This window comes from Devosia chinhatensis (genome assembly GCF_000969445.1).
Taxonomy (GTDB): domain Bacteria; phylum Pseudomonadota; class Alphaproteobacteria; order Rhizobiales; family Devosiaceae; genus Devosia; species Devosia chinhatensis.
Window position 1 is genome coordinate 238,873 of the sequence record NZ_JZEY01000061.1, and the last position, 16,430, is coordinate 255,302.

A 16,430-nucleotide genomic window follows, 5' to 3' on the forward strand; every position below is an offset into this window, starting at 1 on the left:
GCCTCGAAACCGCCTTTGGGAGGAGGCCACGCGGCGCTGCTCCCCCTGAAATCCCAGCCTTTCCGAAAGAGCGGTCTCCATGACGAATACAGCCCAGCAGAACGAATTGGCCAATGCGATCCGGTCCCTGTCAATGGACGCGGTGGAAAAAGCCAATTCCGGCCATCCGGGCCTGCCCATGGGCTGCGCCGACATCGCCACCGTGCTCTTCACCAAGGTAATGAAGTTCGATCCCGCCAATCCCCATTGGGCCGATCGCGACCGCTTCATCCTTTCGGCCGGCCACGGCTCGATGCTGCTCTATTCCTCGCTCTATTTGCTGGGCTACGAGGACATGACCATCGACCAGGTCAAGAATTTCCGCCAGATCGGCTCCAAGACCGCCGGCCACCCCGAATACGGCCATGCCACCGGCATCGAGACCACGACCGGTCCGCTGGGTGCAGGCCTGGGCAATTCGGTGGGCTTTGCCGTTGCCGAAGCCAAGCTGGCCGCCGAATTCGGCGCTGACCTCGTCGATCACTACACCTATGTGCTGGCCGGCGACGGATGCCTGATGGAAGGCATTTCCCAGGAGGCCATTTCCCTGGCCGGTCACCTCAAGCTCAACAAGCTGATCGTCATCTGGGACAACAACAACATCACCATCGACGGCAAGGTCTCCAATGCCGACTCGACCGACCAGATCGCCCGCTTCAAGGCGGTCGGCTGGAACACGATCGAGATCGACGGCCATGACCAGGACGCCATCGAAAAGGCCCTCAACGACGCCAAGAAGTCGACCGACAAGCCGACCCTGATCGCCGCCAAGACGACGATCGGCTTCGGCGCGCCCAAGAAATCCGGTACCGAAAAGGTCCATGGCGCTCCGCTGGGGGCCGAGGAACTGGCCGGCGCCAAGCAGGCCCTTGGCATCGACTATCCGGCCTTTGAAATCCCCGCGCATATCCTTGAAAGCTGGCGCGCTGCCGGCACGCGCAGCCAGAATGTACGCGGCGAATGGGAAGCCCGCCTCGCCAAGTCCGACAAACGCGACGAATTCACCCGCCGCATGTCGGGCAAGCTGCCGGCCGATTTCGCCAAGGCCATGGCCGAGTACAAGCAGAAGCTCGCCGAGGACAAGCCCAAGGTCGCGAGCCGCAAGGCAAGCCAGATGGCGCTCGAAGTGATCAACAAGGCCGTGCCCGAAACCCTCGCCGGGTCGGCTGACCTGACCCATTCGAACCTCACCAACACGCCCGAAACCGTGCCCTTCCAGGCCGATAATCGCCTGGGCCGCTACATGATGTACGGCATTCGCGAGCATGAGATGGGCGCGGCGATGAACGGCGTGGCGCTGCATGGGGGCCTCATTCCCTATGGCGGCACCTTCATGGTGTTTACCGACTATGCCCGCCCGGCCATCCGCCTCGCCGCCCTGATGGAAGTGCGCTCGATCTTCGTGATGACCCACGATTCCATCGGTCTGGGCGAAGACGGGCCGACCCACCAGCCTGTCGAGCATCTGACCGCGCTGCGCGCCATTCCCAACCTTCTGGTCTTCCGCCCGGCCGACGCCATGGAAACCGCCGAATGCTGGGAATTGGCCATGGAAGCCAAGCACCCCTCGATCCTGGCGCTTTCCCGCCAGAACCTGCCGGCCGTCCGCACCGACTATTCGGCAGAGAACAGATCCGCCAAGGGCGCCTATACCCTGGTCGGCCCTGCCGATGCCGATGCGGTGATCTTCGCCACCGGTTCGGAAGTGGCCATTGCCGTCGAGGCGCACAAGGAATTGACGGAGAAGGGCATTTCAGCCCGCGTCGTCTCGGTGCCGTCCATGGAACTCTTCGCCAAGCAGTCCGACGCCTACAAGGCCGAGATCATCGGCTCGGCCAAGGCCCGCGTTGCGGTCGAAGCCGGCATCGAAATGAGCTGGAACAAGCTTCTGGGCGACAAGGGGCGTTTCGTGGGCATGCATTCCTTCGGCGCGTCGGGCCCGATCGACGCGCTCTATGCCCACTTTGGCATTACGCCCAAGGCCGTTGTTGAAGCCGTCACCACTCAGTTGTAAGAGAGCCGCGCCTCCCTTTACGTAACTCCCCTCCTAGGAGCGTCTAACATGGCAGTTCGCGTCGCCATCAATGGCTTCGGCCGCATCGGTCGCAATATCCTGCGCGCCATCATCGAATCCGGCCGCACCGATATCGAGGTCGTGGCCATCAACGATCTCGGCCCGGTCGAAACCAATGCGCACCTGTTGCGCTTCGACAGCGTGCATGGCCGTTTTCCGCACAATGTGACGGTCGATGGCGACACCATCGATGTGGGCCGCGGCCCCATCAAGGTGACCGCCGAGCGCGACCCGGCCAACCTGCCGCATGCCGCCATGAACATCGACATCGCGCTCGAATGCACGGGCATCTTCACGTCCAAGGAAAAGGCCTCGGCCCACCTCAAGGCCGGCGCCAAGAAGGTGATCATCTCGGCCCCTGGCGATGGCGCGGACAAGACCATCGTCTTCGGCATCAATCACCAGAGCCTGACCAAGGACGACGTGGTGATCTCGAACGCTTCGTGCACCACCAATTGCCTGGCGCCGCTCGCCTATGTGCTGCACAAGGAATTCGGCATCGAAAAGGGAATGATGACCACCATCCATTCCTATACCGGTGACCAGCCGACGCTCGACACCATGCACAAGGATCTCTATCGCGGCCGCGCGGCTGCGCTCAGCCAGATCCCGACCTCGACCGGCGCTGCCAAGGCCATCGGCCTGGTGCTCCCCGAGCTCAAGGGCAAGCTGGATGGCGTCTCGATCCGCGTGCCGACCCCCAACGTCTCCTGCGTCGATTTCAAGTTCATCGCCAAGCGCGACGTGACGGCCGAAGAGATCAACGCCGCCGTTCGCAAATATGCCGATGGCGAGCTCAAGGGCGTGCTGGGCTACACGACCCAGCCCAACGTCTCGATCGACTTCAACCATGATCCGCATTCCTCCACCATGGCGCTCGACCAGACCAAGGTGATGGACGGCAATTTCGTCTCGGTCCTGTCCTGGTACGACAATGAATGGGGCTTTTCCAACCGCATGGCGGACACCGCCGTGGCCCTGGCCAAGACGCTCTAGACGCGATCAATGTCTTTTGGAAAAGGGCGTCCCGCGGGGCGCCCTTTTTGTTCGGTTGACGGCTTTCTCCAGGGCGTCGGCGGCGTGTAGACGCCCCCCTGTTCCGCGCCCGGGGATCGGGATAAATTGGCAGGCCTGCTTTCGCGGGAAGGACCCGGGTTGTCGTGGCAGGTCTGGGAGCGCAGTCGTGATCATGAACCGATCCATCCGCTGGCAGGGCCTCGAGCTTGCCACCATCGAGCACTGCCACGTCATCGCCAATGGCCGCGACACCCGCATTCGCGGCGCTGTGGTCGGGCCCGATTTCGGGCTTTTCTACCGGCTCAAGCTCGACGAGAACGGCCATACGCGCACAGTCAGGATCGAACGGACGGATGGCAAGGTGCTGGAACTGTTTTCCGATGGCGCGGGCGGCTGGTCCGATGATCGTGCCGAGCCCATCGCGGCGCTGCGCGGCTGCGTGGACGTCGATATCTGGCCCACGCCGATGACCAATTCCCTGCCCATCTGGCGCGCAGAATGGACCGACCAGCCTATCCGCTTCGCCATGGCCTGGATCGACGCCACCGACTTGAGCCTCAGGCGGTCCGAACAGGTCTATACACGGCTCGATGAGAACCAGTACCGCTTCCAGTCCGCCGATTTCGAACGGGTCATCAGCGTCGATGCCGAGGGTCTGGTGACCGATTATCCGGGGCTTTTCGCCCGCATCGCCTAGCCCATCACCACAGCCATGCCGGCGCTGCGGGCGCGAACGTCGGGCGCGCCGAGGCACGTGGCGACGGCCTCGTATCCGGCCGCGCCGGGCACCGGCAGGACCTGAAGAGGCGGCGCGTGATTGGCCGGGCAGTAGAGGATGAGTTCGCGACCGGTCGCCAGGTCCGGATCGAACACGGCGCTGGAACGCGTCATGGCGATCACCGGCCGCGCGGCATTGTCGTAACGCCGCAGCCAGGCCCCCAGGGCCGCCTGGCTGGCCGCATCCAGCCCATCCTCGACATAGTCAACCACGATGGCTGTCGGCTGGGGATCGCTGAGAGCAATGACGAGGGCGCGCAGGGCGGCGCAATCGCGCGCACCGTCGGACACAAGCCAGTCCAGCGCATCCCGGCCCGGTCCTGAAAGGGGCTGGGTTTCTGTCGCGCCCGCGTCCAGCCGATCGAGACCGCAGAAGCGGGCGCCGGGAATATGGGCGGCCAGCGCCCGCGCCAACCGGGTCTTGCCGCTCCCCAGGGGGCCGGTCAGAAATATGAGCGCGGGCAGCGCCGGGATGATGAACCGTTCTCCTGCCCAGGGCCAGGGCAGATCGAGCGAAACGGAGAGGCTCTGGTCCTGAAGCGGGCTGTAATCGAGATCGTTCGGCTCCCGACCGCTGACGAGATGCGCGCGCCAGTGCCGGAGCGCGGCGAGCTGGGCCCGCGCGGTCACGATCTGCGCCTCGAGGCGGTTCTGGTGGGCGGCAAATATCGGATCGAGCGGCAACGCATCGCCGGCAAGAACCCGACCGATATCGCCGAGGCTGAGGCCCAGCCCCCGCAGGTCGACGATCCGCCGGGCTCGCTCCATTTCCGCAGCACCGTAGAACCGCCATCCGGCCTGGTTGCGGACCGGGCAGATCAGATCGTGGTCTTCGTAAAGGCGCAGGGCCTTGGCGGAAACACCAAGCGCCTGGGCCGCGCGGCTGGGATTGAGCAGAAGTTCGGAGCGGGTCACGACTCACCTCATGATTGCGTGTCGCTCTCCTATGCGGGCCTGTCCCGGGGGCCGGGTCAAGCCCTCGCTTGCAGGGTCGGCCGCTATCGGCCGCCCGGGTCAGGCGGCCTTGACGATCTCGAGGACCTCGACCTCGAAAACCAGATCGCGCCCAGCCAGCGGATGGTTGGCATCCACCGTCACCCGCGCCTCGTCGAGATCGATCACCGTGATGGGGATCATGCCGCCATCGCTGGTGCGCGCCTGCAATTGCGTGCCGACCTTGACGTCGACGCCTGAGGGCAGCTTGGCGCGGTCCAGTTGCTGGATAGCTTCGGGACGATGCTGGCCATAGGCCTCATCGGCGGGAATGGTCACCGTGCTCTTGGTGCCCTGCTCGATGCCGATGAGGTGCTTTTCGAGCCCGGTAATGACCTGGCCGGCGCCCAAGGTGACCTCGAGCGGTGCGCGGCCTTCGGAACTGTCGAACTGCGTGCCGTCAGTGAGGCGGCCGGAATAATTGATACGAACGATGTCGCCGGTTTGGGCAATAGCCATTTGGGCAGACCTTTCAGGGATTTTGGTTTCGCCCGCTATCGCAAGACAGCAGGCAACATCAGCCGCGCCTGGAGCCGCAGGACGGCATCGGGATGGGCGCGCGACGGCGAGAACCCAGTCTAGGCGCCTCGGCCCCAATGTAAACCGCCACCGCCCTAAGCCCCTTCAGTCGGGCGGCTCGGGCATGGTCGACCCCCTCCAGGGCATGCGGACGGCCACATTTTCGCCATGGCAAAGGCGCGGGCCTCCCCAATCGACTTTGCCCGGTCCGCGGCGGCAAAGAGATTTTTTGCTCCCCCGCTTCCGCCCGTCGTGGCACTCTGCTACCCCACGGCCACAAGGACACGCCCGGAGGCAGCACCATGAGCGACGGCTTCAAGACCCTCGACCAACTCGACCTGACCAATAAGCGCGTGCTGCTGCGCGCCGACCTCAATGTGCCTGTCGCCGACGGCAAGGTGACGGACGCGACCCGCATCGAACGCCTGGTGCCCACCATCCGCGAGATCGTCAAGAAGGACGGCAAGGCCATCCTTCTCAGCCATTTCGGCCGGCCCAAGGGCAAGGTCGATCCCGAATTTTCGCTCGAGCAGGTCTGCGAGGCCGTGGCCAACGAAACCGGCCACCCGGTCGGCTTCGTCGCCACGGACTGGGTCGATGTTTCCGATGCGCAGAAGGCCATCGACGCCGCGCCTGCCGGCTCGGTTCTGGTGCTGGAAAACACCCGTTTCCATCCCGGCGAGGAAGAGAACGACATCGAACTGGCCAAGCGCATGGCAAGCCTGGGCGATTGTTATGTGAATGACGCCTTTTCGGCCGCCCACCGCGCCCATGCCTCGACCGAGGCGCTGGCGCGCCTGCTGCCCGCCGCGGCCGGCCTGGCCATGGAAGCCGAGCTCAAGGCGCTCGAGGCCGGCCTCGGCAAGCCCAAAAAGCCGGTGGTGGCCATTGTCGGCGGCGCCAAGGTCTCCTCCAAGATCGACCTGTTGGAAAATCTTGTCACCAAGGTGGATGGCCTCGTCATCGGCGGAGGCATGGCCAATACGTTCCTGTTCGCGCAAGGTCACGGCGTCGGCAAGTCGCTGTGCGAAAAGGACCTGGCCGACACTGCTCGCCGCATCATGGACAAGGCCGAAAAGGCCAATTGCGCCATCATCCTGCCGATCGACGCGGTGGTTTCCTGGCACTTCAAGGCCAATTCGCCCACGCGGCTCTATGGCGTGGATGCCGTGGACCCCGACGGCATGATCCTCGACATGGGTCCGTCTTCGATCGAGCGCGTCAACGCCGCCATCGACGATGCCCATACCCTGGTCTGGAACGGCCCGGTCGGCGCCTTTGAAATGGAGCCCTTCGATGCGGGCACCGTCGCCATCGCCAAGCATGTGGCCAAGCGCACCCATGACGGCCATCTGGTGTCGGTGGCCGGCGGTGGCGACACGGTGAGCGCCCTCGCCCATGCCGGGGTCAAGGACCAGCTCACCTATGTTTCCACCGCCGGCGGCGCCTTCCTCGAATGGATGGAAGGCAAGCCGCTGCCGGGTGTCGAGGCCCTCAAGAACTAAAGGAAAGGCCGGGGCGACCCGGCCTTTTTCTGTCCGCATCCGCCAGATGGGTAAGGTTCCCGCCTGAAAGGCGATCCGGGCACCCGTCTTTGGTCGCATAAACGCACGTCTAATCGAAATGGGGCTGACGAAAGTCTAGTCTGGGCGCAATTCATTTCCGAAGGCCAGACCAATGCCCAAGTCGCTCAATGCAATTGCCCAGAAGCTGATGACGCCCGGCCAGGGCATCCTTGCCGCCGATGAGTCGGAAGGCACGATCGGCAAGCGCTTCGACAAGATCAACCTGCCCAATACCCTCGAATTGCGCCGCGATTACCGCGAAATGCTGTTCGGCGCGACCCAGGCCATGCAGAAATACATTTCCGGCGTGATCCTGACCGAGGAAACGCTCAAGCAGGAAGCGGCCAGCGGCACCCCGTTCCGCGCCATCCTCGCCGATGCGGACGTCATCCCCGGCATCAAGGTCGATCGCGGCGCCTTCCCCATGCCGGGGGAAGCCGGCGAAAAGATCACCGAAGGGCTCGACGGGCTGCGCCAGCGCCTCGCTTCTTATGCAGAACTCGGCGCTGGCTTTGCCAAGTGGCGGGCCGTCATCACCATCAACGACATCGCCCCTACCCGCAACAATATCCGCGCCAATGCCCATTCCCTGGCGCGCTATGCCATGCTCTGCCAGGAAGCCGGCATCGTACCCATCGTCGAGCCGGAAGTGGTCGGTGACGGCGAGCCGGGCAACCATTCGATGGAACGCTGCGCCCAAGTAACCGGGGACGTGCTCGAAAACGTCTTCAAGGAATTGCGCCTGGCCGGCGTCGATCTTGCCGGCATGCTGCTCAAGCCTAACATGGTTCTGCCCGGCCTCAACTCGCGCGAGCGGCCCAGCGTCGACGAAGTCGCCCGCCGCACCGTCGCCGTGCTCAAGGAGCACGTGCCGGCAGCCGTGCCCGGCATCGCCTTCCTCTCCGGCGGGCAGACCGACGAAGAGGCGACGGCGCACCTGTCGGCGATGAACCAGATTTCCGGCAAGCCCTGGCCGCTCACCTTCTCCTATGGCCGGGCGCTGCAGAACGTGGCGTTGCGCGCCTGGGCCGGGCGGCGCGAGAACTTCTCGATCGCCCGCGAGGCCTTCGCGCATCGCGCCCACATGAATTCCCTGGCGGCGCTGGGGGAATGGTCCAATGGAGTGGACCGGGCCGCCTGAGAGGGTCGCTTTAGCTCATCCGACATCCAACCGGGCGCGCATCTGTTCGCAGAGGCCGCCCGTTTCGGTGATATGTCACCATTGCGTCGCCCGGACGCAGGCCCTATTTGGGTCTGTCCCTTTGTTGCCAAAATGGTCGCCTAGGGAGCATGGCCTTCAATCCGGGACCGACATGGCACCGCTTCTCTATCTCATTACTCCTGCCGATCCTGATCCGGCGCAATTTCCGCGCCAGCTCATGGCCGTGCTCAGCGGGCCGGAAATCTCGGCCCTGCTGGTGCGGCGGGGCACCATGGACGAGGCCAGCTATGCCAGCCTTGCCGAGCGCGTCGTCCAGATCGGCCAGGCCGCCGGCGCCGCCGTTCTCATCGAGGACGATGTCGCGCTGGCCCAGCGGCTTTCGGCCGATGGCGTGCATGTCACCCAGGGCGGTACTAAAGCGATCCGCGCCGCCGTGGCTGCGCTCAAGCCCGACGGGATCGTCGGGGTGGGCAATATCCGCTCCCGCCACGACGCCATGAGCTTTGGCGAACTGGACGTCGACTACGTGCTGTTCGGGCCCCTCGGTGGCAAGGCCGATGCTGACGCGGCGGACCTCGCCCTGTGGTGGGCCGAAACCTTCGAAGTCCCAGCCGTTCATTCCGTGCCCGAAGCCGATCCGGGCCTGATGACCACCAGCGTCGCCGAATTCCTGGCGCTGTCGGACGGCATCTGGTCGCGCCCCGACCCTGCCGAGGCCCTGCGGGCATTCGGCGGCGCCCAACGGGAGACCTCATGATCCGCAAGGGATATTGGCTCGCCGCCCTGCTGCTGTGCGTGGCGCCAACACAGGCACAGGACGCCCCGGTCAATCCGGCGACACCCGCCGACCAGGTGAGCGCCGATATTTTCGGGCCGCGCAATCCGGTCGACTATGCCTATGGCGCCTTCCAGATGGGCTATTACCTGACGGCGCTGGAACTGGCCCTGCCCCGCGCCGAGCAGGGTGACGCCGCCGCGCAGACCCTGATCGCCGAGATTTATGCCAAGGGCCTGGGCGTCGGGCAGAATGCCGAGCGCGCTGCCGGCTGGTACCAGCTGGCCTCGCGCAACGGGGATCGCCTCGCCACGTTCGAACTGGGCATGCTCTACCAGAACGGGCTGGGCGTCACCAAAAGCCGGGAGCGGGCGGCCGAACTGTTCCGCAGCGCCGCCGATGCCGGATATGCCCCGGCCAAGTACAACATGGCCCTGCTCCATGTCGAAGGCATCTATGCCGAGCCCAGCCTGACCCGCGCCGCCGACCTGATGCGCGAGGCGGCCGAGGCGGAGCTGCCCGAGGCGCAATACGATTACGGCGTCATGCTGCTCGAAGGCGCCGGTGTCTCCCCCGACCCGGCGGCAGGGGCACGCTACATAGCACTGGCCGCCGACCAGGGGCTGGTCGATGCCCAGATCGACTACGCCACTCTTTTCTATCTGGGACAGGGCGTGACCCGTGACCTGAGCGCGGCAGTCGAATGGTATCGTCGCGCCGCCGAAGCGGGCAATGCCGTGGCGCAGAACCGCTATGCCAAACTGCTCGCCGTGGGCGAGGGCGTGACGCTCAACCTCGAAGACGCAGCCATGTGGCGGGCGCTGGCGCGGCGGCAGGGCATGAGCGATGCCGCGCTCGATCGCCTGCTGGTGTCCATACCGGCCGATGCGCTGGCCCGCGCCGAGGAACGCGCCCGCTTCTGGCCATCGGCGCCGCCGAGCACGGTGGCTGCAGCACCGGCGGACGAGGCCGCTCCGACCGCAGGCGCAGACATCCTGCCCAGCCCGGTGAGTGCCGAAAATGCCCCGTCTGCTCCCGATGAGGAGCCTGAGCCATCCGCCCAGACCGACGCATCGAGCGAGGCGCCGTGAAGCGAACCCCTTGAACCGGGGGCCTTTCTGGGGCAATAAGCCCGCCACAATTGAAACTAGCGGCAAGCCCTCGGGCTTTTCGGCGGCGGCCTTCGGGTTCCGGCGCCGAGCGGGCCGCATGATCCAGCGAGCACTTCCCAATGGCGCGTTCCGCCCTTCTCAACGTCATGGTCAATGCCGCCATCAAGGCCGGCAAGTCGCTGAGCCGCGATTTCAACGAGGTCGAGAACCTGCAGGTGTCGCGCAAGGGGCCGGCCGATTTCGTTTCCAAGGCCGACCTGCGCGCCGAGCAGATCGTCTATGACGAATTGCGCAAGGCCCGCCCGACCTATGCCTTCCTGATGGAAGAGGGCGGCGAAGTCGCCGGCACGGACGGCCAGCACACCTGGATCGTCGACCCGCTCGATGGCACCACCAATTTCCTCCATTCCATTCCGCTCTTTGCCGTGGCCATCGCGCTGCAGCGCGGCGACGAAATCGTGGCCTCGGTGATCTACAATCCGATCATGGATGAGCTCTACACCGCCGAAAAGGGCGGCGGCACCTGGCTGGCCGATCGCAAGCGCCTGCGCGTCGCCAATCGCCGCCACCTGTCCGAGGCCGTCATCTGCACCGGTATCAAGACGCAGGGCACGTCCAACGACGCCCTGCAATTGCGCCAGCTTGCGGCCGTGACGCCCGCCGTGGCCGGCATCCGCCGCTCCGGCTCGATCTGCCTCGACATGGCCTGGCTCGCCGCTGGCCGCTATGACGGCCTTTGGGAAGCGGGCCTCAAGCCCTGGGACGTGGCACCGGGCTTCCTGATGGTCAAAGAAGCAGGCGGTCTCGTCTCCGACTATGCCGGCCAGCCAGGCTCGATCTGGAACGGGCAGATCGTTGCCGGCAACGAAGCCCTGCACGGCGCCCTGCTCAAGACGCTCAAGCCGATCCAGTAGGGGACGCGGCAACGCAAGCCTTGGGGGCGGACCGCTCGGTCCGCCATCGCCGCATTCACGTCACAGCCATGCGTTAACCTTTTCCATTGTCACGCCTTGGTGCCGCCTCTAGACTCCGCGCGGTTGATTTGTGGCAAAGGGGCAAGGTTCGGCAAAGATGACGCAAGGCTACGATCCCTATCACCTCGCCAGCCCCACGGTGTATCTCGTCAAGATCCTGATCTTTCTGGTGCTTGTGGCGCTGGTCGGGGCAATCCTGTTTTCCACGATCGTTACCTTTTTCTGGGCCAACCCCTTCATCAATTCGCTGATCTTCTTCACCCTGGCGATCGGCATCTTCCTCAGCTTCCGGCAGATTTTCCGGCTGTTCCCGGAAGTCAAATGGGTCAATTCGCTCCAGGACGGAACGCTCTCCAATTCCCAGCCGCCCGTGCTGCTCGCCCCTGTCGCGGGCCTGCTGCGCGAACGGATCGGGGAAGCGATCATCACCCCATCCTCGATGCGCTCGATCCTCGATTCGGTGGGCAACCGGCTCGATGAGGCCAAGGATACCTCGCGCTATCTCACTGGGCTGCTGGTGTTCCTGGGCCTGCTCGGCACGTTCTATGGTCTGCTCGAGACCGTGACGTCGGTCAGCCAGGTGATCAACGCGCTGGACGTGACCCAAGGCGACACCACCACCCTGTTCACCAATCTGCGTGAGGGTCTCGTGGCTCCGCTGGGCGGCATGGGTACGGCCTTTTCGTCCTCGCTCTTCGGTCTTTCGGGCTCGCTGGTCCTGGGCTTTCTCGACCTGCAGACCAGCCAGGCCCAGAATGCCTTCTATACCGATCTCGAAGACTGGATGACCTCCATGACCGAGCTCGACCACCCCGTCACTGCCATGCAGGCAAATGCCGGCGGCCCCGATATCCAGGCGCTGGTCGACAAGCTGGGCGCCAACAACCAGAACATCAATTCCTCCCAGAACGCCATCCGCGCCATGGCCGAACTGGCCCGGGGAATCGATGGCCTGGTCAAGCACATCCGCACCGAGCAGGACGATCTGCGAAAACATATTAACGAACAGGGCGAGACCAACAAGAAGCTGCGCGACCTGATCGAAGCCATGCTCAACGAAGCCGACAACGAGCGGCGGAACTGATCCATGCCGGGCGCCCGTTCCCGCCGCAGACAGGAGGCCAATTACTGGCCTGGCTTCGTCGATGCGCTGTCGAGCCTGTTGCTCGTCATCATCTTCATGCTGTCGCTGTTCATGCTGACCCAGTTCTTCCTCGGCCAGGAAATCCAGGGCCGCGACACCGCCCTGGCGCGTCTCAACAGCCAGATTGCCGAATTGACGGAATTGCTGCAGCTCGAGCGCGCCGGTTCGGACGACCTTGTCGCCCAATTGGCCAATATCACGGCAACTCTCGCCGGCGCAGAAGCGGAGAATGCCAGTCTGCAGGACCAGCTGGCCGGAATCGGCGCGGGCCTGGGCGATCGGGATTCCACCATTGCGGGCCTGCAATCGGATCTGCTCGACGCCGAACGGCTTTCCGATGAAGCCAATGCCCAGGTCGCGCTGCTGAACCAGCAATTGGCCGCCCTGCGGACCCAGATCGGCGCCCTCGAAGCCGCACTCGAAGCCTCGGAAGCCCGCGACAGCGAAAGCCGCACGCAGATTGCCGATCTCGGCCGCCGGCTCAACCTTGCGCTGGCCCAGCGCGTCCAGGATCTTGCGCGCTACCGCTCCGACTTCTTCGGCCGGCTCCGCCAGATTCTGGAGACGCGTGCCGATGTCCGCGTCGTGGGCGACCGTTTCGTTTTCCAGTCCGAAGTGCTCTTCGCCCCCGGCCAGGCCGATATCGCCACGGCCGGCCTGCCCGAGCTCGACGCGCTGGCCGAGGCCATCCTTCAGCTGGAGCAGGAAATTCCGCCCGATATCAATTGGGTGCTGCGCATCGACGGCCATACGGACAGCCGGCCCATTTCCAATGCGCGATTCCCCTCCAACTGGGAATTGTCGGCCGCCCGCGCCATTTCCGTGGCGCAGTATCTGGTCTCGCGGGGCGTGCCCCCGGCACGGCTGGTGGCCGCCGGTTTCGGCGAATTCGCTCCGCTCGACCCGGCTGAAACCGACGAAGCCTATCGGCGCAATCGACGCATCGAGTTCAAGTTGACCGAAGGCTAGGCGCAGCCAGGCCGCGCCTTCTCCTTTCGTCGACAGGCAGGGCCGATTGTCGATCCAGACTGTCTGTTGTGGCGCCGCGGCATGTGCTGGCCCGCAGGGGGAGGAGTTCGAGGGGCGGGCTCCTTAACGTTAACGCGGCCGATCACAATGTGTGTGACCATTCGGCAACGTCGCAGAAAAGCCCGGATTTCCGCCACATGGCCGCCCCAATAGGCAAAGATTAACCACGTTGGCAAACCGGCTTTTAAGATTAAGCGCGGTAAATGCTGCGCCTAAGATTATAGCTTTCAGGAGCCGCAAGTGGTCATCCCCGCACCCATCAACACTGTTATGCGCGCTGCCGCGATGATGCTTTTCGTCGTGGTCATCGCCGCCTGTTCCCGCAGCGCCACCGGCGATAATGTCGGTCTTACCGGCGTCGGCAATACCGGCCCCGGCGGCGGCGCCCCCGGCAGCCAGCAGGAATTCATCGTCACCGTCGGCGACCGCGTCTTCTTCGAAACCGATTCCAGCTCGCTGACCAGCGAAGCCCAGGCCACCCTCGACAAGCAGGCCCAGTGGCTGAACCAGTACGCCAATTACCGCATCATGATCGAAGGCCACGCCGACGAACGCGGCACCCGTGAATACAACATCGCCCTGGGCGCCCGCCGCGCCTCGGTGGTGGTGAACTATCTCGTTTCCCGCGGCGTCAATGCCCAGCGCATCCAGAGCCAGTCCTTCGGCAAGGAGCGCCCGGTGGCGATCTGTAACGACATCTCCTGCTGGAGCCAGAACCGCCGCGCGGTCACGGTGGTCCAGTAACAATCATGGCCTGCCTTCGGGCAGGCATCCCTTCGGGTAAATCCGGAGGCCAGAGCGCCCGGAGCCAGTAAAATGGCCCGGGCGCTTTCTTTTCACCAAAATTGCTCTTTATTGCCGACAGGAAAGTACCCATCTTGGCCGGCAGGCAGCATTGGAGTTGATGCGTTGACGTTAGGACGTTTTTCAAAGTGGAGCCGGGCTGCGTTCTGCGCGCTTGGCCTCGGGCTGAGTGCCGGTGTGGGCGCTGCACAGGCACAGTCCGTCATGCCGCCAGGCGAATTGAGCGGGCTCGGCTTCAACAATACCGGTGGCCGCATTCTTGTCGCGCAGGCCGACAGCGCCCAGCTCATGGTGCGTATCCAGCAGCTCGAAGAGCAGATCCGCGTGCTCAACGGCCAGGTCGAGGGCCTGACCTTCCAGCTCACCCAATTGCAGGAAATTCTCAACCGTCTCTCCGAGGACAGCGAATTCCGCTTCCAGCAGCTGGAAGGCGGTGCTGGGGGAAAAACTGAAGCGGCAACCCAACCAGGCGGCGCGACGCAGCCTGAGGCGTTGCCGCAGGACCCGGCCCTTTCCGACGAGGATTTCGTCCGTCCCACCATCATTCCCGAACAGGGCGTGCAGCCCCTGCCCGGCGAACAGGAATTCGACCCTTCCTTCGACGATGGGTCATTGGGCCCCTCGTCCGACCCCCTGGTGGGAACCGGACAGGGCGGCGGCATCGACCTCGTCACCGGCCAGCCCATCAACCTGAGCTACGATCCGCGCGCCGCCAATAGCGGCAATGCCGATGCCGACGCGCAGTTCCGCGCCGGATACGAGGCCATGCTGTCCGGCGATTACGACTTCGCCGAAGAGCAATTCGGACAGTTCATCGAGCTCTATCCGGACAATCCCCAAGTGCCGGACGCAGCCAACTGGCTGGGCGAAGCGCTGATGGCGCGATCCGCCTATGCCGAGGCAGCCGATGTGCTGGTCGAAGCCTATCAGCAATATCAGGATCATCCGCGCGCGCCCGATCTGCTGCTCAAACTGGGCATTTCGCTGGCTGGCGTCGGCGAACGGGAAACCGCCTGCCGCACCTTTGGCGAAATCGACCGGCGCTATAGCGAGACGATCCCCGCCTTCCAGGCGCGCCTGGCCGAGGAGAAGACGAAGGCCGAATGTCCACCGGCCTGACCCCGGACCTGACCGATCCCGAAATTCTGGCGCGTCTGTTCGCGCCAGCTTCGGGGCACAAGGTCATCGGACTTGCCGTATCCGGCGGGCCCGACAGCCTGGCGCTCATGCTCTTGGCGCAGCGCTGGGCCACAGGCCTGCAAGACCCCCCGCAGCTCATTGTCTATAGCCTCGACCATGGCCTGCGTGCAGAAGCCGCGGCGGAAGTCGCCATGGTGATTGCGGCAGCCAAGAGCCTTGGCCTCGAGGCCCGCGCCCTGGCCTGGGCGGGCGAAAAACCGCAATCGGGCATCCAGGAGGCGGCGCGCATCGCGCGCTATCGCCTGATCGGGGAAGCCATGCGCGCCGACCGGGCGACCCTGCTGCTGACCGCCCACCACCGCGCCGACCAGGCCGAAACCGTGCTCATGCGCCTCGCCCATGGCAGCGGCGTCGAAGGCCTCAGGGCCATGGCGCCCCTGACGCAGGTGAAGGGTGTTCCGATTCTGCGGCCGCTGCTCGACGTCGAGCCTGCGAGCCTCGCCGCGCTCCTTCCCGGAGCCGGCCTCACGCCGGCACAGGACCCCTCCAATCACGACATGGGCTATGAACGGGTGCGCTGGCGTCGGCTTTTGCCGACACTGGCCGAAGAAGGGCTCGACAGCGCCACGCTTGCCCGTTTCGCCACGCGCATGGCGGAAGCGGACATGGCCCTTTCGCAAATGGCCGACGCCGCCTTTGAGGAATGGGTGCGGCTCGACGGTTTCGGTGCGGCCAGCATGCCCTCGGCAGCGCTGCTCGGCCTCAGTCCCGCGATCGGCCGGCGCGTGCTCGGCAGGGTGCTCAATATCGTGGGAGGGCGGCAGAAACCCCGCGCCCTGGGTCAGGTCGAGCGGCTCTACGACCAGATCGCCGAGACTGGCCTGCCCCGTGCCGCCACGCTGATGGGTGCGGTCATCCGCATCAAGGGCGAGGCGCTCAGCATTTCGCGCGAGCCGGGACGGGCGCTGCCGGGTGAACAGGGCCTGCCGCCCAATTGCGCACTGATCTGGGACGAGCGCTTCCGCATCGCCAATCTGTCCGATGCCACGGGCCTGGTCGCCGGCGCCACCGATTTCATGCCGCGCCACCGGCTCGAGGAAGTGCTCGGCTTCAAGGTCACCACACCTGCCGAAGCCATCCGCACCGCCCCGCTCGTCCGCGACGCCGAGGGGGGCGTTCTGGCGCTGGGCGGCTGGTCGTTCGACGAACGCATCCAGGTCGAATTGCTGATCGATTGATCCGGCCACAGCCGCACCGGGACAGAAATTTCTCCGCCATGCCGATTTAAACCCCCGGCAAAATCGAT

15 protein-coding genes are annotated in these 16,430 nt (G+C 64.8%); 13 read left to right on the forward strand and 2 right to left on the reverse strand.

Annotation, left to right across the window (positions count from 1 at the left end; all coding sequences use genetic code 11):
- Nucleotides 1-79 precede the first annotated feature (79 nt).
- From tkt to VE26_RS11555, 3 genes are all read left to right on the forward strand, one after another.
- Nucleotides 80-2,053: a transketolase gene (gene tkt / locus VE26_RS11545; RefSeq protein WP_046105431.1), complete on the forward strand. Its 1,974-nt coding sequence runs from the start codon at nt 80-82 to the stop codon at nt 2,051-2,053.
- A 48-nt stretch (nt 2,054-2,101) separates the two neighbouring features.
- Nucleotides 2,102-3,109 carry a type I glyceraldehyde-3-phosphate dehydrogenase gene (gene gap / locus VE26_RS11550; RefSeq protein ID WP_046105432.1) on the forward strand — a complete coding sequence of 336 codons (1,008 nt, stop codon included), beginning with the start codon at nt 2,102-2,104 and terminating at the stop codon, nt 3,107-3,109.
- Between the two features lie 193 nt (nt 3,110-3,302).
- A complete protein-coding gene (locus VE26_RS11555; RefSeq protein ID WP_052715861.1) occupies nt 3,303-3,827 on the forward strand; it encodes a putative glycolipid-binding domain-containing protein in 525 nt (174 codons plus the stop codon).
- Here VE26_RS11555 and VE26_RS11560 read toward each other — a convergent pair.
- Nucleotides 3,824-4,822: a MerR family transcriptional regulator gene (locus tag VE26_RS11560; RefSeq protein WP_046105433.1), complete on the reverse strand. Its 999-nt coding sequence runs from the start codon at nt 4,820-4,822 to the stop codon at nt 3,824-3,826. The two genes, VE26_RS11555 and VE26_RS11560, sit on opposite strands and share 4 nt — an antisense overlap.
- A gap of 99 nt (nt 4,823-4,921) precedes the next feature.
- The gene (locus tag VE26_RS11565; protein WP_046105434.1) at nt 4,922-5,359 is read right to left on the reverse strand and encodes an FKBP-type peptidyl-prolyl cis-trans isomerase; all 438 of its coding nucleotides are present in this window, start codon (nt 5,357-5,359) and stop codon (nt 4,922-4,924) included.
- Nucleotides 5,360-5,721: 362 nt separating this feature from the next.
- Here VE26_RS11565 and VE26_RS11570 point away from each other — a divergent pair, with 362 nt between their 5' ends.
- The 10 genes from VE26_RS11570 (at nt 5,722) to tilS (ending at nt 16,362) form a co-directional block, all read left to right on the forward strand.
- Nucleotides 5,722-6,924, forward strand: coding sequence for a phosphoglycerate kinase (locus VE26_RS11570; RefSeq protein WP_046105435.1), 1,203 nt, complete (start codon nt 5,722-5,724; stop codon nt 6,922-6,924).
- Between the two features lie 172 nt (nt 6,925-7,096).
- On the forward strand, nt 7,097-8,125 hold the full coding sequence (locus tag VE26_RS11575) for a class I fructose-bisphosphate aldolase (RefSeq protein ID WP_046105436.1): 1,029 nt from the start codon (nt 7,097-7,099) through the stop codon (nt 8,123-8,125).
- A gap of 172 nt (nt 8,126-8,297) precedes the next feature.
- Nucleotides 8,298-8,903 carry a thiamine phosphate synthase gene (locus VE26_RS11580; RefSeq protein WP_046106271.1) on the forward strand — a complete coding sequence of 202 codons (606 nt, stop codon included), beginning with the start codon at nt 8,298-8,300 and terminating at the stop codon, nt 8,901-8,903.
- A complete protein-coding gene (locus VE26_RS11585; RefSeq protein WP_052715862.1) occupies nt 8,900-10,012 on the forward strand; it encodes a tetratricopeptide repeat protein in 1,113 nt (370 codons plus the stop codon). The genes VE26_RS11580 and VE26_RS11585 overlap by 4 nt, the downstream gene beginning before the upstream one ends.
- Nucleotides 10,013-10,152: 140 nt before the next feature.
- Entirely contained in the window at nt 10,153-10,947 is a 795-nt protein-coding gene (locus VE26_RS11590; RefSeq protein ID WP_046105437.1) for an inositol monophosphatase family protein, read from the forward strand.
- 157 nt (nt 10,948-11,104) lie between these two features.
- Nucleotides 11,105-12,091, forward strand: a complete 987-nt coding sequence (locus VE26_RS11595) for a hypothetical protein (RefSeq protein WP_046105438.1) — start codon at nt 11,105-11,107, stop codon at nt 12,089-12,091.
- A 3-nt stretch (nt 12,092-12,094) separates the two neighbouring features.
- Nucleotides 12,095-13,120: a peptidoglycan -binding protein gene (locus VE26_RS11600; RefSeq protein ID WP_046105439.1), complete on the forward strand. Its 1,026-nt coding sequence runs from the start codon at nt 12,095-12,097 to the stop codon at nt 13,118-13,120.
- A 330-nt stretch (nt 13,121-13,450) separates the two neighbouring features.
- Nucleotides 13,451-13,924 carry a peptidoglycan-associated lipoprotein Pal gene (gene pal, locus VE26_RS11605; protein WP_046105440.1) on the forward strand — a complete coding sequence of 158 codons (474 nt, stop codon included), beginning with the start codon at nt 13,451-13,453 and terminating at the stop codon, nt 13,922-13,924.
- A 165-nt stretch (nt 13,925-14,089) separates the two neighbouring features.
- A complete protein-coding gene (ybgF, locus tag VE26_RS11610) occupies nt 14,090-15,103 on the forward strand; it encodes a tol-pal system protein YbgF (RefSeq protein ID WP_160297843.1) in 1,014 nt (337 codons plus the stop codon).
- Nucleotides 15,088-16,362, forward strand: coding sequence for a tRNA lysidine(34) synthetase TilS (gene tilS / locus VE26_RS11615; protein WP_052715863.1), 1,275 nt, complete (start codon nt 15,088-15,090; stop codon nt 16,360-16,362). Before ybgF ends, tilS begins: the two co-directional genes overlap by 16 nt.
- Nucleotides 16,363-16,430 lie beyond the last annotated feature (68 nt).